The sequence below is a fragment of the Pediococcus pentosaceus ATCC 25745 genome (assembly GCF_000014505.1).
Lineage (GTDB): Bacteria > Bacillota > Bacilli > Lactobacillales > Lactobacillaceae > Pediococcus > Pediococcus pentosaceus.
Genome location: NC_008525.1, coordinates 864494 through 884402, shown reverse-complemented (window position 1 = coordinate 884402; position 19909 = coordinate 864494). Strand labels below are relative to the sequence as shown.

The following is a 19909-nucleotide window of genomic DNA, read 5'->3' as shown; positions in this document are numbered from 1 at the left end:
TATTTACTTTTATTGAGCTTGGTTTAATAAAATTTCTACCGTGTTATTTAGTTCCGCAACCTTAACTTCGACTGCTTCCCCTGTCTTACGTAACTTGACTTCAACAATGCCTTCAGAAGCTTTCTTACCAATGGTAACACGAAGTGGGATTCCAATTAAGTCTGAATCCGCAAACTTAACTCCGGCACGTTCCTTACGATCATCTACTAATACATCGTAACCTGCTTTAGTTAGTTCTCCGTTAATTTGGTCAGCAATTTCCATTTGTTCCGCATTCTTGGCATTAACTGGAATTACATGGACATCATAAGGAGCAATATTCTTAGGCCATACAAGCCCATTTTCATCCGATTGTTGTTCAGAAACAGCTGATAGTAAACGACTCACCCCAATTCCATAACAACCCATAATTACTGGGATTGCTCGTCCGTTTTCATCTAGTACCTTAGCATCCAAAGCTTCAGAGTACTTTGTTCCAATCTTGAAGATATGACCAATTTCGATTCCCTTAGTGAATTTCAAAGCACCCTTACCATCCGGAGCAAGTTCGCCTTCACGGACAGTACGAATATCAGCATATTCATCAACGGTAAAATCGCGTTCAACATTAACATTTTTCAAATGGAAACCATCTTCATTAGCACCAACAACGCTGTTAACCATTTGTTCAATATATTTATCTGCTACAATCTTTAAATTTTCTGGTTTGTTTTCAAGTACTGGACCAAGCGAACCCACGTGCGCACCTAGAAGTTCAAAGGCTTCTTCCTCCGTTGCTTCTCGAACCTCATCAGCGTGCAAAAGATTTGTAAGCTTAACTTCATTTAGTTGATCATTACCACGTAGTAAAGCCAAAACAGGTGCTTCATCGACAATTAAAACCATAGTTTTAATTAAACGGTTGCTATCCACATCTAGCTTAGCAGCAACTTCATCAATTGAATGCGCATCATCAGTAGCCACTTTAGTAAGTTCTTCTTGATTTTCATGCATTTGAAGATCTGTGTAGACACTACTTGCCATTTCTAAGTTAGCAGCATAATCGCTTTCTTCTGAGTAAGCGATTGTATCTTCACCAATAGAAGCAATAGCTGAAAATTCTTTGGAATCTCGACCACCCATTGCTCCGGCGTCACCCACGATTTCACGGAAATTAAGACCACAACGTCTAAAAATGTTTTGGTAAGCTTTTTCGAAATCACGGAAACTTTGGTCTAACGTTTCTTCATCAGCGTGGAAAGAATAAGCATCTTTCATTAAAAATTCACGGCCGCGTAGTAATCCATAACGAGGACGATCTTCATCGCGATATTTCATTTGGATTTGGTATAAAGAAAGTGGAAGTTTCTTGTATGATTTAACTTCGTCTCGAATCAATGTAGTCATGGTTTCTTCGTGTGTTGGTCCAAGAATAAAATCACGATCATGACGATTCTTAAATTTATAGAGTTCTTGACCATATGTTTCATAACGGCCTGATTGCTTCCATAATTCAGCTGGTAAAACCGCTGGAGTTAACATTTCAACGGCGTCGATTGCTTCCATTTCTTCACGCACGATTTTTTCAATCTTACTAATCACTTTATAAGCTAATGGTAAGTATGCATACATTCCGGCCGAAATTTGACGGATGTATCCTGCCCGAAGCATCATTTTATGACTTAAAACTTCGGCATCATTTGGGACTTCCTTTACAGTAGAAATAAGAATTTTTGATTGTTTCATAATTGAATTTGAACTCCTTAAGTTAATTTAAAAAAAGTATCTTTGAATATCATTCCAAGTAACTAACAGCATTAATATCATTAAAAATCCAAAGCCAATTAGCGTAATCACATTTTCGGTTTCAACTTTTAAAGGTTTTCTTCGAATCATTTCAACGAAATTTAGGAGAATTTTTCCTCCATCCAAAGCTGGAATTGGTAATAAGTTAACAATCCCCAAGTTTAGGGATAGAAAACCTAGCACATACAGCACTGACATGAAGCCTTGATGGGTAGCTTGAGAGGTCGTGGCATAAATTGCAACAGGACCGCCTAAATCATTCAAACTAAAGCCATGTAGCATCTGTCCTAAAGCGGTAAACAAACTCTTAGCCATTTGCCAAGTTCCAGTGAAACCATATAAAACTCGCTTACCTAAATTAGTTGTCATGGATGATTGAACACCAATCATACCCACTTTTTTACTACCATTACTTGCTAACTTAGGTGTTAATGTGATTTTCTTTATTTGCTTTTGACGTAATACTTCTAAAGTCGTTTTTTGATTTGGACGAGCTGAAACTGCCTTAGATAATTGACTCCAATTATCTGTTTTTTGTCCTTCAACTCTAACAATACGATCATTATTTTTAATTCCTGCTTTTTGAGCAACACCATTTTCAACGACTTGTACTTGGTTAGTATTAGCCGGAACTGCTCCCTGCATAACTCCCATTATCGCAAAAACAACGATGGCCAAAACAAAATTATTAAATGGTCCAGCAAAATTAGTAATTAGTCGCTGCCAAATCTTAGCAGATTGAAATTGAACATCACGCGGTGCAATTCGAACTTCTGTCCCGTCGGATTCGACTATCGATGCATCATGATCAATTTCAAAATGTTTAACTTCGTCTTCGTTACCATTTTCATAACCTTCAATGAATAATTTATCTTGTAAGTCAAAACTGGTTACATCAACTGGAATGCCCATCAAATTTTGAACTTTACTAGAAGTATTAATAATCGTCACTTGTCCAGTATTATCCGTGGTTAATGTAACATGTTGTCCCGCTTTCAATTCATCTTCTTGTTCATCGAGTCCCGCCATTCGAACATAACCACCAATGGGAAGAATCCGTAAAGTATACGTAGTTCCATTACGCTTCAAATCAACAATTTTAGGACCCATCCCAATTGAAAATTCACGAACTAAAATACCGGACTTTTTAGCAGCAACAAAATGCCCATACTCATGGACAACAACTAAAATTAAAAATACAACAATAAAGGTAATAATCGTAGTTATCATAAATAACTCCTAACTGGCAGATTTTATAGTAAACCTAATAAATATGCCATTGGCAATACTAGCAATAGACTATCAAAACGGTCAAGGATTCCTCCATGACCTGGTAAGATGCGACCAGAATCTTTAACACCGTAATAACGTTTAAGAGAAGATTCTACTAAGTCTCCTAACTGACCTGCAATTGAAAGGAATAGCGTCATTAAAATTGTAGCTAGAATTCCATAATGGATTAGTCCCGTTACTGAGAAAATAATTCCAACAATAACTGCAACTATGGTTCCGCCAATGGAACCTTCCCAAGTCTTATTGGGGCTAATTTGAGGAGCAAGTTTAGTCTTACCAATCTTTCTTCCGACTAAGTAGGCTCCACTGTCTGTACTCCAGACGGTTAGTAGCAGATACATTAACATTCCTAAGCCCACCGTTCGAGCTTGAACAAACATGTTAAATCCGAATCCAATGTATAGCATTGTCAATGTTAATACACCAGCATCATCGAAATTGAAACGATTTTTACTGAAAACAACTCTCACCATCAACGCAATGGCAAAAATCAAAGAAACAAATGGTGTATTAATTTGGCTTGGTAAGTCGTGCATCCATGACTTAGGGGCAACCAAGAATAACGTTCCTAAGATACTAATAATTGCTTCAGGAGTTACCAACAAAATTCGTTTCATAATTAAAACTTCACTCATTGCCACCACGGCTAGGGCCAAGGCTGCAATCTCGATTAATGTTCCTCCAAGAAAGACAATTGGAATAAAAATTATTAACGCTACTACGGCAGTAATTACTCTTTGCTTCAAAATTAATTCCTCACTTTTTAATTGCACCAAAACGTCGATCACGTTTTTGATACTCTTTTATCATTTCAATAAAGATTTTTTCGTCGAAATCTGGCCAAAGTGTGTCAGTAAAGACTAACTCACTATATGCAATTTGCCAAAGTAAGAAGTTCGAAATTCGCTCTTCTCCACTGGTCCTAATCAATACATCTGGATTAGAAAGTTCGCCTAAAAAATTAGTTTGTAGATGGTTTTCAATAACCTGCTCATCAATTTTATCCACGTCCAATTGTTTGGTATTAACAGCTTGAGCAATTGACTGGACCATCTTGGTAATTTCGTCCCGACTTCCATAGTTAAGAGCAAAATTTAAAATCATCTTTGTACCTTGTGCGGTGTCCTCGATCGCTTTTCGTACAGCATCTTGAGTCGCTTGGGGAAGGCCGTCGATATCTCCAGTTACTCGAACCTGGACCCCCTCTTCAATCAATTCTGGAACAAATTTATTGAAAAAAGTAATCGGTAATTTCATTAAGAATGAAACTTCATCTTGGGGACGTTTCCAGTTTTCCGTCGAAAAAGCGTATAAGGTTAACACCTTTACGCCCAACTTACTAGCACTTTTAGTAATAGTCTTAACGACTTCCATTCCTCGCTTATGACCAGCAACACGTGGCATAAATCGTTTCTGAGCCCAGCGTCCGTTACCATCCATAATAATGGCAACATGCTTTGGAATATTTTCATTTAATTCTGTTTCAAGTTTTTGATTCATTTTCATCAAAAAACCTCCAAGCTAATGGTTATTATTTTACCAAAAAAAAGCTACAAAATCATTGTTCTGTACAAATAAACGGACAACGACTATTAAAGATACGTCAAACATCTTCAAAACTACCTAAAAACACATGATTTTTATTGTACCATACCAAATTTTGATACTTTTTGGTTGAAGTTGGAATTTTTCAATAACCAGTAAAGCACCCCAAAAGTTGAGTTTTCACTACAATTCTTGGGGTGCTTTATCAAAAGTTAATACTAGCCTTCAAGGACTTCTTTTTCCTTATTAGCTACGATTTCGTCTACAACTTTAATTGCTTTATCCGTACTATCTTGAGTTTGTTTTTCTAAATCATGGAATTCATCATCATTGTAGTCGCCATTTTTATTAGCCTTTTTCAAAGTGTCCATTGCATCACGACGAATATTACGAACTGCTACTTTAGCTTTTTCGCCTTCTGCTTTAACATTCTTGGCTAAATCTTTACGGGTTTCTTCAGTTAATTGAGGAACTACTAAACGAATTGCTGAGCCATCATTAGCAGGATTAATCCCTAGATCTGACATTAAAATAGCTTGTTCAATGTCGTTCAATACGCTCTTATCATAAGGAGTAACTAACAATACTCGTGGTTCCGGAATGGTAATTGAAGCCATTTGATTAAGTGGAGTTGGAGCTCCATAATAATCCACTGAGACTTTATCAAGTAATGAAGCATTAGCACGGCCAGCACGGATTGAACCTAGATCACGTTCTAAAACATTCTGTGCCTTTTGCATTTTTTCTTCAGCTTTTTGGATTATCTCATTTTTTGCCATTATTCTTCTCCTCTAACCGTTGTTCCAATATTTTCACCTGCAACAACCTTTTTAATGTTACCTGCTTGGTTTAAGTTGAAAACAACTAATGGAATATTATTCTCCATCGAAAGTGAACTTGCAGTAGTGTCCATAACATTAAGTCCTTTATCAATAATATCCATATGTGTTAATTCGTCAAATTTAACTGCATCAGGGTCTACGTTTGGATCGGCAGAATAAATACCATCTACGCCGTTTTTAGCCATTAAAATTGCTTCCGCCCCAATTTCAGCCGCTCTTAAAGCTGAAGTTGTATCAGTTGAGAAGTATGGGCTACCTGTACCAGCAGCAAAGATTACTATGCGATTCTTTTCAAGATGACGAACGGCCTTACGACGAATGTAAGGTTCAGCGATTTGACGCATTTCAATGGAAGTTTGAACGCGAGTTGGAACTCCTAGTGATTCTAGGCTATCTTGAAGTGCTAAAGCATTCATAACCGTACCTAGCATACCAATATAGTCAGCTTGAACACGTTCCATTCCAAGCTGTTCACCAGTTTCTCCACGCCACATGTTCCCACCACCAACAACGATGGCAATTTGTACTCCTAGGTCATGCACGTCACGAAGTTCTTCAGCAACCTTTTGAATTACTGGTGGATTAATACCTGTTCCTTTATCTCCAGCAAGTGCTTCACCACTCAGCTTCATTATTACTCGCTTGTATTTAACTTCCGACATATTACGGCCTCCTATGTTTAATTTCCTTCATTAATTCTATCATAAAAATGCGGCAAACCACACTGTTATTACGTGTAAAATCCTACAAAAAAGCGAATTAATTGAGCTAAACTCATATTAATTCGCTTTTTAAATATCCAAAAACTCTGGGTTTTATTGGCCCATTTCCTTACGAACTTCTTCAGCAAAGTCAACAGTTTGTTTTTCGATACCTTCACCAACTTCAAAGCGGATAAATGACTTAACTTTACCACCCTTTGAAGCAACATATTTAGCAACTGTTTGGTCAGGATCTTTAACATATTCTTGATCATCTAAACTAATTTCAGCCAAGAACTTGTTCAAACGACCAGTAACCATCTTTTCGATGATGTTAGCTGGTTTGCCTTCACCTTCAGCTTCTTTGCTAAGTACTTCACGTTCGTGGTCCAATACCTCAGCAGGTACTTGGTCACGGTTAACATACTTAGGGTTGATAGCTGCAACGTGCATAGCAACGTCTTTAGCAGTTTCTTCATCAGCACCTTCAAGCAATACAAGCGCTGCAATTTTACCACCCATGTGAAGATATGAACCGAAATGTTCGTTTTCACCCTTTTCTAAAGTAGCAAAGCGACGAAGAGAAATCTTTTCACCAATTACTTGAGTTGCTTCGATGATATCATCATTCAAAGTACCCTTTGGTGACTTCAATTTAAGAGCAGCATCAACATCTGCAGGTTTTTCAAGTGCAACTTGTGAAGCAATTTCCTTAACTAAGTCGATGAAACGATCGTTTGATGCAACAAAGTCAGTTTCTGAATTAACTTCTACAATTGCAGCTGTGTTGTCATGCATTTCAACATCTGCAAGACCTTCAGCAGCAACACGGTCACTCTTCTTAGCAGCCTTTGCAATACCTTTTTCACGGAGAAAATCAACTGCTTTGTCCATGTCACCTTCTGTAGCAACAAGTGCTTTTTTAGCGTCCATCATACCAACACCGATTTTATCGCGTAATTCTTTTACTAATTTAGCTGAAATACTTGCCATTTTTATGGCCCCCTTAGCTTTTTATATTACTAATACCAATTTGTGATTCCGTAAAAAAAGGCCGCGCGTAATCTCAGGCCTAAAAGGTCTCAAATCACGACAGCCTAAGTGATAATTATTCTTCGTTGCTTCCTTCTTCAACAGACTTCTTCAAGTCTTCAAGAGAGTCCTTGCTTACGCCTTCAGCGACTTCTTGTGAAGCTTCTTCTTCGTCTTCACCTTGGCGACCTTCGATAACAGCGTCAGCCATCTTAGCAGTGATTAAACGAACGGCACGAATAGCATCATCATTTGATGGGATAATAACATCAACTTGATCTGGATCAGAGTTTGTGTCGACCATAGCTACAACAGGAATATTCAATTTTTGAGCTTCCTTGATAGCAATTTGTTCCTTACGAGGATCAACAACAAACAATACGTCTGGAGTATGAGGCATATCTTCGATACCACCCAAGAATTTTTCAAGCTTGTCTTTTTGCTTGTTCAAAAGAGCAACTTCTTTCTTAGGTAGACGATCAAATGTACCGTCTTCTTCCATTGCTTTCAAATCTTTCAAACGCTTGATACGTTTTTGGATTGTGTTCCAGTTTGTAAGAGTTCCACCTAACCAACGATGGTTAACAAAGTATTGACCAGCACGTTTTGCTTCTTCTTCGATAGCAGTTTGTGCTTGCTTCTTTGTACCAACAAAAAGAACTACACCATCATTTGCAGCAACATCTTTAACGAAGTTATATGCATTGTCAATTAATTTAACAGTTTTTTGTAAATCAATGATGTAAATACCATTACGTTCAGTAAAGATAAATGGCTTCATCTTAGGGTTCCAGCGACGTGTTTGGTGTCCGAAATGTACACCAGCTTCAAGCAATTGTTTCATAGAAATAACAGACATGTTATTTTCCTCCTAGTTTTTCCTCCTTGATTATCTACGGTTTCGGGACTCAAACTAGTTGAGCACTCCGTCAACTTCCAATCAAGTGTGTTTTTGACCTACAGGCCGAATATAATTTTAACCTAACTAAAGTCGCATTTCAAGCTAAATATTAGTCAAACTTAACTTCATTTCTTGCAGCACCTTTTTCAATTAGTGCTTTATTATTTTCAAGAGCAATTTGTACCATATTTTTAACTGCTGGCTTAGTATAAAAAGCCGCATGTGGTGTGATTTTTACATTACGTCTACTGTATAAATCATTAAATACGGGATCATTGATTGGGTCATTTTGGTGATCCACATCAAAAATACCTACTTCGTCTTCATAGGTATCTAGTGCCGCACCAGCCACCTTACCACTATCTAAAGCCTTAAGTAATGCCTTCGTGTCAATCAAGCTACCGCGAGCAAAATTTAGAACAAATACCCCATCATGCATCTGTGCGAACGCTTCATCATTTAACATATGGTAGTTATCTTTTAAAGCGGGAACATGTAAGGTAATAACATCTACTTGACGATAAAGTTCTTCAAGCGAGTCAACATAGATTCCTTCTTTTTCAAGTTCTGAATTTCGGAAAACATCATAAGCAATCACTTTAGCTCCAAAGCCTTTAAAGATATTAATGGCCGCACGCCCAATTCTTCCGGTACCAATAACTCCTACTGTCATTTGGTTAAGTTCTAGAGCAATATCTGGTTCCCATCTGAAATCACCACGAGCCATCTTAGCATCAAATTCTGGAATTCGACGAATTAAAGCTAGGAGTTGGGTTACTGAAAGTTCTGCAATCGCCATTGGAGAGTACGCTGGAACATTGGTAATCTTAATATTATTTCGCTTTAAAGCCTCAACTGGAACATTATCAACACCAACGTTACGAAGCGAAAAGGCATGAATCCCGAATTCATTCATTTTATCGAACAAATCATCTGTATAAGGTTTCTGTTGATATGCAACAACTCCGTCATAACCCTTAGCTTGTTCAATCGTGTTGGAGTCCAACAATTCGCTAACAGCCTTTACTTCAATTTTATTATCTTTAACCCATTCTTCTAGGTAAGGTTTTTCGTCATCTCGAATGCCATAAGCAATAATTTTCATCAAAAATTCTCCTCTCAGACTTGGCTAAATAATTTGTTTTACATACTGTATCATGATTCAAAAAATATTACAGTATTCAAACTATTAAATTAGTCGTTAATCGCCTTAACTGTACCACTATTATTTTAAATTTGTTAATGAAATACCGTTCTTTTTAAGAAATTTAATTTTACTACTTCGCGTTCGTTGCTTGAACTGATATTCTGCAGACATTGCGTCATGCTGATTATCAAACGATTCAAAATAAATTAATTGAACTGGTCTTCGAGCCTTAGTATATTTGGCACCTTGTCCCTTATTATGGCGTTCAACGCGGTTAATAAGATTTATGGTATAGCCACCATATAAAGTGTTATCCGCACAGCGTAAAACATAAAAATAAAATCCGTTAATCAGTGGAATTTCCATATAATAACTCCTTAATTGCTTTAGAGTATTCCAACCCCTCATAAATAACTATTGGTGGTAAGATTCTAGTTCCATTAGGCTTACCGTCTTTAATCGCTTCGATTAAAACCATATTAGCTTCGTCTCCTGCGTGAGAATGTGCAAATTGAATTCGTTTAGGTGCCAATCGATTTTTAACTAATTTGGTTAAAATTTCAGGTAGTCGATCCGGTCTATGTACCAAAAATAATTTTCCGTTCATTTTTAACATCTTTTGACTCACCTGAAGAACTTCCTCTAATGAAGTCGTTAATTCATGCCGAGCAAGTGCCAAATGTTCATTGGGATTTTTCTTGCTACTAGGTAAATCTTCAAAGTAGGGTGGATTACAAACAATGTTATCTATGGAATCAGCATTAATTTTCGTTAACGCATCTTTCAACGGCATGTTGTAAACATCATAACGGTCAGTTAAATCGTTCAACTGAATACTCCGCATTGCCATCTCTGCTAATCGTGACTGAATCTCAACCATTGTCACATGGCCGGCAGTCTTTTTTGAAAGAAATAAACCCACTGCTCCATTTCCAGAGCAAAGATCGACAATTTTAGTCTTACTAGCCTTTTTAACCTCAGCAAAATTGGCTAATAATACCGCATCAAGTGAGAATGAAAATACTGATGGACTTTGAATAATCTGAATATCATCGCGATATAATTGATCAATTCGCTCGTCACTTTTTAACTCAACTTGCATTTAAAACTCCTTTTCTTTACCAATACTTCATAATATAATCAAATTAATAAATATATGAAAGTACAGGTTATCTTATGTTTTATTCATTTATTAAACACTTTGTTTCTTCATTGATATTTCTTATTAATGGGAAACCTGATGTACACAACTCAGAACGTTTACCAGAAGGTAGTTATGTGTTAGTAGCTCCCCACCGCACGTGGTTTGACCCAGTGCTATATGCCCTAGCTGCTTATCCGCAAAGATTTTCTTTTATGGCTAAAAAGGAACTCTTTCAAAATCGGTTTTTAAGCTGGTTAATTACTAAATTAAATGCTTTTCCTGTTGATCGTCAAAATCCGGGTCCTTCAGCCATTAAAACCCCGGTTAAGATTTTAAAAAAGGGAGAATTATCAACCATTATTTTTCCTTCAGGAACTCGACATTCCCAAGAGCTTAAAAATGGTGCTTTCGTAATTGCCAAATTAGCTAACGTCCCCATTGTACCAGCTATTTATCAAGGACCATTAACCTTTAAAGGACTATTTACTCGTCAAAAGATTCATATCAACTTTGGTGAACCGATTACTATTGATCGTAAAACGAAAATGAATGACGAAAACTTAGCAATGCTAGAAGAAGAATTAAACAATGCTTTTGTTAAACTTGATAATGAAGTTGATCCTACGTTTAAATACATTGACATTTCGAATAAAGAAACAAAAAAAGCGTCCAAATAATGGACGTTTTTTTATTTCTTAGATTGATTTTGCATCGCAGTCATCATTTGATGGAGCTTCTTTTGTGATGGCTTTTGACCCATCTGAAGCATCATTGTTCTAAGCATATCCTCGTTAATTGGGGGGTTATTCTTCAAATAATTCTCCATGTAACGACGAGCAAAGAAGAAACCACCAACTGCACCAACAAGCAATGCGATGATTACAATCATAATCCAAATTCCAGTTGACATTTACAATCCTCCTTACCAACGACTTACCTATTCATTTTACACAAAAACGGCTAAAAACAAAAGCCCCGTTCTAATCGTCACGTAAGCCCTTTTTTCGTTGAACTTCTTTTACCTTTTCAGGTGTGACTTCTTTGCCTTCTTTATCAAAAATTTGCATCATTTCAACTTGACTTCTGAAACTCTCTCGGAACTTCTTCAAATATTTTTGACGCAGATCTTTTCGCTCGATAATCTCTAAGTCACTAAGTCCTTCTTCTTTTGCTTTTTTAGCAAGTTCATTGATTCTCTTAATTAATTTTTGCATTTCTTGATCGGCCATAATAAATCCCTCCGTTATTAGTAGCTTAATCATACTATGGAAAGCTTTTAATTTCAATTTTTAAGGCGAACATTTGTTTGAGTATTAGGATTTTTTATGATAAAATAACAACAAATATTTATGAGGTGAAAAAATGGCAAAAAATATCAGCACTAAGCAACTCAGCGTTCTGGAATATATTTATAAAACAGTTAACGCTCAAGGATATCCACCTACAGTGCGTGAAATTGGTAGTGCCATTGGACTATCATCTACTTCCACTGTTCATGGACACATTGATCGTTTACAAAAAAACGGCTTTTTAGAAAAGGATCCTACTAAGCCCCGAGCTTTAGAGGTAACAAAATTAGGTTTAGACGCTTTAGGAGTACAAGATAAAAATCCTACTATTCCCTTACTGGGAGTAGTTACTGCCGGTGAACCAATTTTGGCTGTTGAAGAAGCTACAGATTTCTTCCCTGTTCCTCCAGAGTACGAAAATGATAGTAGTAATTTGTTCATGCTTACCATCCGAGGAGAAAGTATGATTAATGCCGGTATTTTATCTGGTGATCAAGTTATTGTTAGAAAACAATCTACAGCCGACAATGGCACCATTGTAATTGCTATGACTGATGAAAATGAAGCAACTTGCAAACGATTCTATCGAGAATCCGATCACATTCGACTTCAACCAGAAAATGATACGATGGCCCCAATTATTTTGGACAACGTGACTATCCTCGGTAAAGTTGTTGGTTTATTTAGAGATAACATCTACTAGATGTGACTTTCCTATTGATTTATTATGTTTTTCAAAGCATACTATTGTTAATGCGATAAATCATTTTGGAGGGTTACTATGCTTTACGTTTTAGTTTTAGCATCAATTACATTATTACTTGGATTTTTTCAATTTTATTCATCAATTAGGAACCGAGGCTCCATTTTTTTAAGCTCACTTTTAGTGATTATCCCCCTTGCTGTTGTTATTTTCTCAGCAAGAAATGTGATGGAAACTTCACATAAAAGTTCTGGCTCTAAGACCAACTCAACTTTAATTGCTAGTAAAAAATCGAGCTTGAAGGACGATAAGTTGGAAATGATTAAAAGCGAAAGTGTTGCCTCTTCATCTAAGGCCCAACAGGTGCAACAAGTCCAGGCTAGTCTTACTAAATCTTTTAAATCGTTTGGTACTGTTACATATGATCCATCTGCCAAAACATTTAGTGTTTCAGCAACCGATAAAGACACTAAAAAAGTTTTCAATCAGTTGATCGAAAATCCTGACCAAATGAGTAATAGTAATTTTAAAGATATCCAAGATAAATTTGTTGAGGTTTCAAAATCCCTCAAAAAAGAACTTGGTAAGGGATATGCCGTTCAATTAAATCAACCTGACAAAAATAAAGCGATGATTATCGCGAAAGACGGTAAAATTGTTTACAGCATCTTCTCATAAAAAATGGCAACTTAGGTTTAAACCCAAGTTGCCATTTTTTTAATTTACTTTTTCATAAATCCGTTGTTGTTGTTGTTGTCCCTTCAAAACAAATGGTGCAGGATCGTTTTCAAATTCAGTTCTGTAGTCCGCTGTTTGAGGTCTCATAAAACTACGATAGATTTGTTCATATTCAGCCACTGAGACCGAAGTTCTTTGATCCAAAAATGCAATTTCTTCATCTGTAACATACTTTTCATATCCTTCAACGACTTTAGCAGAATAAAACTCACCTTCTGCACCAGAACCATAACTAAACAAGCCAATTTGGTCGCCTGCTTTTAAATTGCGGGCATGTAATAATGACAACAGACTCAGATACAATGAACCTGTATATAAATTTCCTACCTCACGATTCAAATAACGACTCTCCTCAAAATGTTCTAATAAACTTTCTTTTAAATCATCATTATCTAGGTCTTCAATTACGCTTCTTAAAGCTTTAAGCCCCATCTTAGTGTAAGGTAAATGAAAAATAAGAGCGGTAAATTTATCAATCTCTTCGCCCGTTTTTTCGAGGTAATTTTCGAAAGTTTCTTTGAAGAAATTAATAAATTCGGCTGATGAATACTTACCATCAACTAACGCTTCACTACGATTTAATGGACGCCAAAAATCCATAATATCCTTAGTTAAATGGGCACTTTGCGTTCCAATTTCAAGGAGATGAGGATTAGCGCTCATAATTATCGCGACTGCTCCTCCACCTTGAGTTTTTTCTCCTAATGTACCAATTCCATAGCGAGCAATATCCGATCCTACTAGTAAAACTCGACTTTCCGGGTGTAAAGCAATATGTCCCATTGCCATTTGAATTCCGGCAGTTAAACCAAAACAAGCTTGCTTTAGCTCAACACCACTCGCTGATGAGTTAATTCCTAATAATGACTGTAAGTAGATTGCTCCTGATTTAGAATTATCTACACCAGATTCAGTACCGAACAAAATCAAATCAATTTTTTCTTTTTCGTTATCATCTACTATTTTTAATGCTGCATTAGCTGCTAGTGTTACTGAATCTTGTGAATTTCGGATTACAGCTTGTTTTGATTGTCCAATACCAATCAAGTATTTATTCGGATCTTCGTTACGAGCCTTTGCAAGATCCTCCATCGGTAAATATAAATCACTCGTAAAAAAGCTCATCTTATCAATTCCAATTTTCAAAACCAATCCTCCAAAGCTTAATCCTAAATTTTTTATCTATTAAATTTTAGCAGACCCCTATCTGTTTATCAAAGTTCAGCTTATTTCTTAGGTAAACCTTAGCAATATCTTTTCCTTTAAAATATTAAAAGCTTCAGAACTTTAGCTTTCTGAATTTTTTCTAACCCCGTTTACGGCGGAATTTAATTATAAAATTAATCGTTAAAACCATTAGAAAAACAAATCCTACTGTAACTGATGCCCTCGTGTCTGGATTGATGAACATAAAAACTACAATCAAAAGTAACGAGATAATCGCTAAGTAATTACTCATGGGATAAAGCGGCATTACAAAAGGATGATTTTGAATTATTTCTGGGTTAGCACGGCGAAAGCGTAATTCAGAAAGTAGGATAACAAACCATGGAACCATCCCCGGCAACACACTCGAACTATATATCAGCACAAATAGGTTAACAGCTCCTCCTTTAAATGAAGATAAGAAGATATTTAAGATAATCCCTAACAAAATTCCAAAAGATATGGTCAAGATTGCTACAGATGGAACTCGATGACTGGATAATTTACCAAAAATCTTAGGTACCTTTCCTTCTTGAGATAGTTTATACAACATTCGACTAGCACTATAAATTCCAGAATTGGTTCCTGACATTGCCGCAGTTAAAACAACAAAATTGATAATTCCAGCCGCTCCGGTAATTCCTACTTTTGAAAAAGTTTCCACAAACGGAGAACCTACCGTAGCCAATTGATTCCAAGGAAAAATAGCTACGATAACAAAGATTGCTCCTAAATAAAAAATTAAAATTCGCCAAACAATTGATTTTACCGAAGCCACAATGGCCTTTTTAGGATTAGCTGCTTCACCAGCAGTGATACCAAGTAACTCAATTCCTTGGTAAGAGCCTACAACGATTGATAATGCAAACAAGAATCCTTTAACTCCACCTGTAAAAAAGCCCCCGTGAGCCCAAAGATTGCTCAATCCTACAGGGCGCCAATGATTACCTAAGCCCATGAAAATCACTAAAACACCAATAATAATCATTAAAATAATCGTTAGCACTTTAATTAAAGCAAAATAGAATTCAATCGCTCCGTATGCTTTAGTAGAAACCAAGTTAGCAAGCGTTAAAGTAGCAATTACCACCACACTAGAAACCCACCCTGGTAAATTTGGCCACCAGTAATTCAAATATTGACTAACTGCAACCACTTCGCTAATCCCAACTACAATAAATTGGAAGATATTGCTCCACATGGTTAAATATCCTGCTAAGGGGTGAATATAGTTGGTTGCATAATCAGCAAAGGAACCGGTGCTTGGGTTTACATATAAAATCTCCCCTAAAGCACGCATAACTAGGTACAATATTAACCCCGCAAAGCCATATGCTAGCAACACTGATGGTCCCGTCCACTTAATTGTCGATGAGGATCCCATGAACAATCCCACACCAATGGTTCCTCCTAATGCAATCATTTGCATTTGGTTTGATGTAAGTGATCGTTTTAACTGCGGTAAATCTTCCTTCATTGTTCTTCCTCCTCAAAATATAAAAAACCACCGAATCAGTATCAATGCTAGTAGGCACTGAATTCTGATTGGGTGGTTTTGTTTGTTAACCAAATTTTAATTGGAAAGCACCTCAAAACACTCAACCAGACAGGATGGTGGTTGAGGTAGTGGTTGTTACATTAACATTAGCAAAATATTTAACTTGATGATTCATATAACAACCTCCCTTTCACTTATTATTAGAATAATATCATTTAATTTTAATAAACGCAATTACATCTAGTCAATTTCTCAAAAAATCTATCTATATCTGACAATTTGAGGATACAAAAAAAGATTAAGGTAACCACCTTAATCTTTTTATTTAGCTTAAATTAAATGTACGCCTTTATCAACGTAAATAACATCACCGGTTACACCAGTTGCCATATCACTAACAAGGAATGCAGCGACATTTCCAACTTCACTAGTACTTACATTTTCACCATCGACTGTACGGCTTTGAGATTCTTTAAGCAAGTCACGATGATGCTTGATACCTGTAACAGCAAGTGTCTTAATTGCACCAGCTGAAATAGCATTAACTCGAATATGACGGTCACCTAAATCACTTGCCAAGTAGCGTACGCTGGATTCAAGTGAAGCTTTAGCAATTCCCATCATGTTGTAGTTAGGAATTGCACGAGTTGAGCCGAAGTATGTAAGCGTCACAATACTACCCTTTTCGTTCATGATTTCCGCACCATAGCGTGAAACAGCAATCAATGAGTAAGCACTAACATCTTGAGCTAGATTGTAACCTTCTTTTTTGGTATTTAAAACTCCACCTTCAAGAGTTTCCTTGTCAGCAAAGGCAATCGCATGAATAATACCATCAACCTTACCAAATTTATCTTCAATTTGTTTAAAGGCCTTTTCAATATTGGCATCTTCTGAAACATCACATTCAACCAATGCGATTGAATCGTCCACAATTTTATTTAAACTTTTTTTAATCCGGTCATTTTGGTAAGTTAATACAACTTTTGCGCCTTGATCCATGATTGCTTTTGTACAACCCCAAGCAATACTGTTCTTATTCGCTACACCCATAATGACAATGGTTTTTCCACTAAGAATTCCTTCCAACTGCATAACCCCTCTTCTAGAATTTACTAAATCGTTCATGTCGTCGCTGCACGAGTTCATCAGCTGAAAATTGACTTAAACGATTTACTTCTGTAACTAACATTTGTTTTAAATTTTGTGTACTAGTTTGATCAACAACTTCTGGAACAATTTTATCGATAATTCCATCTTCAAGTAAATGTTCTGGAGTTAATTTTAAAGCCTCAGAAGCTTCAATAACACGTTTAGAATCCTTCCAAACGATTGAAGCATAACCTTCAGGTGATAAAACTGAATAGATACTATTTTCCATCATCCAAACTGTATCACCGGTAGCCAGAGCCAATGCACCTCCGCTACCACCTTCACCAACAATAATACTGATATAAGGGACACGAAGTTCCATCCCCACTATTAAACTGTTAGCAATTGCTGAACCTTGACCATGATACTCAGCATCCATTCCTGGATAAGCCCCTGGTGTGTTAACAAATGTAATTACTGGTCGTTTAAATTTTTCAGCTTGTTGCATCAGACGTACTGCTTTTCGATACCCTTCAGGTTCAACAGTTCCAAAATGACGTTCAATATTTTCAGCGGTATTTTTACCTTTTTGGGTACCAATTACGGTTACTGGTGTACCGTTCAATAGAGCGATTCCACCAATCACAGCAGGATCGTCACTTAATTGACGGTCTCCATGGAATTCCGTAAAATTCGAGAAAATATTATTTATCAAATCAGCAGTTGCAACTTTATCCTTACTGCGAGCAGCAGTCACTGTTTCATATGCTGTTTTTGCCATTTTTATCCCTACTTACTTATCTGAATGTAAATTTAAAAGATTATTCAAATATTCTTTTAAATTTGGTCGTTCAACAATATCATCTAAGAATCCATTTTTAAGTAACGTTTCGGCTTGTTGAAAATCCTTAGGTGGCTTCTGATTAATCGTTTGTTCAATCACTCGGCGACCGGCAAAACCAATTAATGTTTTTGGTTCTGAAATAATAATATCAGCTTGCATGGCATAACTAGCTGTAACTCCACCTGTAGTAGGATCGGTTATAACTGCAATGTATAATAAGCCTTCCGCACTATGACGAGCAACTTCATCAGAAACTCTGGCCATTTGCATTAATGAATGAATTCCATCTTGCATTCGCGCACCACCTGAAGCAGTAAACATAATAACTGGTAGATGTTGCCGAGTCGCTTCCTGGAACATTCGTGCAATTTTACTCCCCGTCACTTGACCTAAACTACCCATGATAAAGCGTGAATCCATCACTCCAATAGCAAATTCATTGTTACCAATTTTAGCTTTTCCTGTGAGGACACTTTCATTAACGTGAGTCGTTTTAATCCCTGTAGCCAGTTTCTTTTTGTACTTTTCATCGTCTATATTAGTAGGATCAGTAGCCATTGCTTTGTCCCATTCTTCAAACTCATCACAAAGTAATTTGATTCGTTTACGAGAACCTAGCCGTGCACCATACCCACAATTAGGACACACTTCATAAACCCCTGCGCGACGGTAATAAAACTTTTCGTGACAATTAGAACATTCGCGCCACAAACCTTCTGGAATTTTCTTCAATCGCTTAACAATTTCATCTTGAGTAGGAAGTGAGAATTTATTTTGCATTACTTAACCACTCTTTCAAAAAGACATTTTCAATATATTTAGTCGTAAACAATCCTTGTTCAAATCCCTTATCAACTAGTAAAGCCTCTAAGAATGCCTTATTTGAAGTTACACCTTCGATTTCAAATTCATCTAAAACACGACGCATTTTTCTAGTCGCTTGAACCCGATTTGGCATTTTAACAATTATTTTTGAAATCATTGAATCGTAAAATGGTGGGATCATGCTACCATATGTAATTCCCGAATCAATGCGTACACCCATTGTTCCATCTGGGAAAAATAGATGCTTAATGGTCCCCGCCGATGGCATAAAACCATTGCTTGGGTCTTCGGCATTAATTCGACATTCAATTGCATGGCCTAAAATTTCAACGTCTGCTTGGCTGAAATCAAGTTTCAATCCTTCAGCAATCTTAATTTGTTCTTTGATTAATTCAATTCCCGTTACCTCTTCAGTAACTGTATGCTCAACTTGAAGTCGAGTATTCATTTCCATGAAATAAAAATTATGATTTTCATCCATCAAAAACTCAATTGTACCAGTATTATAATAATTGATGGCCTTTGCAGCCCGAACTACAATATCACCTAAACTTTCGCGTTCAGAATGTGAAATAGTGGCGCATGGTGTTTCTTCAATTACTTTCTGGTTATTTCGTTGCAGCGAACAATCACGTTCAGGTAAAAATACATAATGACCAAACTGATCTGCAATAACTTGCATTTCAATATGTTTAGCATTTTCAATGATTTTTTCAATGTATAAATCAGAATTACCAAAAGAAGTTTCAGCTTCCCGCTTCGCTTCTTGATAAGCCTTTTTAAGGTCTTCTGGTGAATTAATTCGACGAATCCCTTTTCCGCCACCACCATCAGCAGCTTTAAGCATAATTGGATAACCAATTTGCTTAGCCACCACCATGGCATTCTCTAAATCGCGAACCATGCCGTTGCTTCCCGGAATAACCGGAACATTCGCACTAATCATCGTTTCACGCGCCCGAGACTTATTTCCCATCAAGTCAATGGTTTTATAGTGCGGTCCAATAAATACCAGATTACTTTCTTTACATAATCGAGCGAATTCCGCATTTTCGGATAAAAATCCGTAACCTGGATGGATCGCATCACAGCCAGTTAAGACGGCAGCACTGATAATATTAAACATGTTTAAATATGAATCAGCAGGTTGAGGCCCTCCAATGCAGACGGCTTCATCCGCTAATTTAACGAATAAACTATTCTCATCAGCTGTAGAATAGACACTAACTGCAGCGATATCCATTTCGTGTAAGGCGCGGATAATTTGGACCGCGATTTCACCACGATTAGCAACTAAAACCTTTTGAAACATAGATAGCCTCCC

At 36.7% G+C, this 19909-nt stretch carries 22 protein-coding genes; 3 read left to right on the top strand and 19 right to left on the bottom strand.

All coding sequences use genetic code 11. The features are described from left to right. Positions 1-9 precede the first annotated feature (9 nt). The 11 genes from PEPE_RS04290 to PEPE_RS04240 form a co-directional block, all read right to left on the bottom strand. A complete protein-coding gene (locus PEPE_RS04290) occupies positions 10-1725 on the bottom strand; it encodes a proline--tRNA ligase (RefSeq protein ID WP_011673319.1) in 1716 nt (571 codons plus the stop codon). A gap of 27 nt (positions 1726-1752) precedes the next feature. Further along, positions 1753-3015 carry an RIP metalloprotease RseP gene (gene rseP / locus PEPE_RS04285; protein WP_011673318.1) on the bottom strand — a complete coding sequence of 421 codons (1263 nt, stop codon included), beginning with the start codon at positions 3013-3015 and terminating at the stop codon, positions 1753-1755. A 23-nt stretch (positions 3016-3038) separates the two neighbouring features. After that, entirely contained in the window at positions 3039-3824 is a 786-nt protein-coding gene (locus PEPE_RS04280) for a phosphatidate cytidylyltransferase (RefSeq protein WP_041527001.1), read from the bottom strand. A gap of 10 nt (positions 3825-3834) precedes the next feature. Continuing rightward, a complete protein-coding gene (locus tag PEPE_RS04275) occupies positions 3835-4584 on the bottom strand; it encodes an isoprenyl transferase (RefSeq protein WP_011673316.1) in 750 nt (249 codons plus the stop codon). Positions 4585-4841: 257 nt separating this feature from the next. Next, positions 4842-5402 carry a ribosome recycling factor gene (gene frr, locus PEPE_RS04270; protein WP_002833608.1) on the bottom strand — a complete coding sequence of 187 codons (561 nt, stop codon included), beginning with the start codon at positions 5400-5402 and terminating at the stop codon, positions 4842-4844. Then, positions 5402-6127, bottom strand: coding sequence for a UMP kinase (pyrH, locus tag PEPE_RS04265; protein ID WP_002833607.1), 726 nt, complete (start codon positions 6125-6127; stop codon positions 5402-5404). The genes frr and pyrH overlap by 1 nt, the downstream gene beginning before the upstream one ends. Before the next feature lie 153 nt (positions 6128-6280). Further along, positions 6281-7159, bottom strand: a complete 879-nt coding sequence (gene tsf, locus PEPE_RS04260) for a translation elongation factor Ts (protein ID WP_002833606.1) — start codon at positions 7157-7159, stop codon at positions 6281-6283. Between the two features lie 115 nt (positions 7160-7274). Beyond that, positions 7275-8057 carry a 30S ribosomal protein S2 gene (rpsB, locus tag PEPE_RS04255; protein ID WP_002833605.1) on the bottom strand — a complete coding sequence of 261 codons (783 nt, stop codon included), beginning with the start codon at positions 8055-8057 and terminating at the stop codon, positions 7275-7277. Between the two features lie 151 nt (positions 8058-8208). Next, a complete protein-coding gene (locus PEPE_RS04250) occupies positions 8209-9204 on the bottom strand; it encodes a D-2-hydroxyacid dehydrogenase (protein ID WP_011673315.1) in 996 nt (331 codons plus the stop codon). A gap of 120 nt (positions 9205-9324) precedes the next feature. Beyond that, entirely contained in the window at positions 9325-9612 is a 288-nt protein-coding gene (locus PEPE_RS04245) for a GIY-YIG nuclease family protein (protein WP_011673314.1), read from the bottom strand. Continuing rightward, complete coding sequence (locus PEPE_RS04240) at positions 9593-10348, bottom strand: tRNA1(Val) (adenine(37)-N6)-methyltransferase (RefSeq protein WP_002833602.1); 756 nt, start codon at positions 10346-10348, stop codon at positions 9593-9595. Before PEPE_RS04240 ends, PEPE_RS04245 begins: the two co-directional genes overlap by 20 nt. Positions 10349-10422: 74 nt before the next feature. Here PEPE_RS04240 and PEPE_RS04235 point away from each other — a divergent pair, with 74 nt between their 5' ends. Further along, positions 10423-11067, top strand: coding sequence for a lysophospholipid acyltransferase family protein (locus PEPE_RS04235; protein WP_029257926.1), 645 nt, complete (start codon positions 10423-10425; stop codon positions 11065-11067). Between the two features lie 11 nt (positions 11068-11078). Here the strand turns inward: PEPE_RS04235 and PEPE_RS04230 are convergent, their stop codons facing one another. Beyond that, positions 11079-11300: a YneF family protein gene (locus PEPE_RS04230; protein WP_002833599.1), complete on the bottom strand. Its 222-nt coding sequence runs from the start codon at positions 11298-11300 to the stop codon at positions 11079-11081. Between the two features lie 70 nt (positions 11301-11370). Then, on the bottom strand, positions 11371-11619 hold the full coding sequence (locus tag PEPE_RS04225) for a DUF896 domain-containing protein (protein WP_002833598.1): 249 nt from the start codon (positions 11617-11619) through the stop codon (positions 11371-11373). 133 nt (positions 11620-11752) lie between these two features. Between PEPE_RS04225 and lexA the strand changes: the two genes are divergently transcribed. Continuing rightward, positions 11753-12382, top strand: coding sequence for a transcriptional repressor LexA (gene lexA, locus PEPE_RS04220; RefSeq protein WP_002833597.1), 630 nt, complete (start codon positions 11753-11755; stop codon positions 12380-12382). A gap of 78 nt (positions 12383-12460) precedes the next feature. Continuing rightward, positions 12461-13060, top strand: a complete 600-nt coding sequence (locus tag PEPE_RS04215) for a hypothetical protein (protein ID WP_011673312.1) — start codon at positions 12461-12463, stop codon at positions 13058-13060. A gap of 39 nt (positions 13061-13099) precedes the next feature. Here the strand turns inward: PEPE_RS04215 and PEPE_RS04210 are convergent, their stop codons facing one another. The 6 genes from PEPE_RS04210 to PEPE_RS04185 form a co-directional block, all read right to left on the bottom strand. After that, a complete protein-coding gene (locus PEPE_RS04210) occupies positions 13100-14266 on the bottom strand; it encodes a hydroxymethylglutaryl-CoA synthase (protein ID WP_011673311.1) in 1167 nt (388 codons plus the stop codon). 160 nt (positions 14267-14426) lie between these two features. Beyond that, positions 14427-15803: an amino acid permease gene (locus tag PEPE_RS04205; protein ID WP_002833594.1), complete on the bottom strand. Its 1377-nt coding sequence runs from the start codon at positions 15801-15803 to the stop codon at positions 14427-14429. 351 nt (positions 15804-16154) lie between these two features. Continuing rightward, positions 16155-16913 (bottom strand): enoyl-ACP reductase FabI, encoded by a 759-nt coding sequence (gene fabI / locus PEPE_RS04200; protein WP_002833593.1) that lies wholly within the window; start codon positions 16911-16913, stop codon positions 16155-16157. Between the two features lie 16 nt (positions 16914-16929). Continuing rightward, positions 16930-17697, bottom strand: a complete 768-nt coding sequence (accA, locus tag PEPE_RS04195) for a carboxyltransferase subunit alpha (RefSeq protein WP_002833592.1) — start codon at positions 17695-17697, stop codon at positions 16930-16932. Positions 17698-17709: 12 nt separating this feature from the next. Continuing rightward, positions 17710-18540 (bottom strand): acetyl-CoA carboxylase carboxyltransferase subunit beta, encoded by an 831-nt coding sequence (locus PEPE_RS04190; protein ID WP_002833591.1) that lies wholly within the window; start codon positions 18538-18540, stop codon positions 17710-17712. Continuing rightward, positions 18530-19897, bottom strand: a complete 1368-nt coding sequence (locus PEPE_RS04185; RefSeq protein ID WP_011673309.1) for an acetyl-CoA carboxylase biotin carboxylase subunit — start codon at positions 19895-19897, stop codon at positions 18530-18532. The genes PEPE_RS04190 and PEPE_RS04185 overlap by 11 nt, the downstream gene beginning before the upstream one ends. Positions 19898-19909 lie beyond the last annotated feature (12 nt).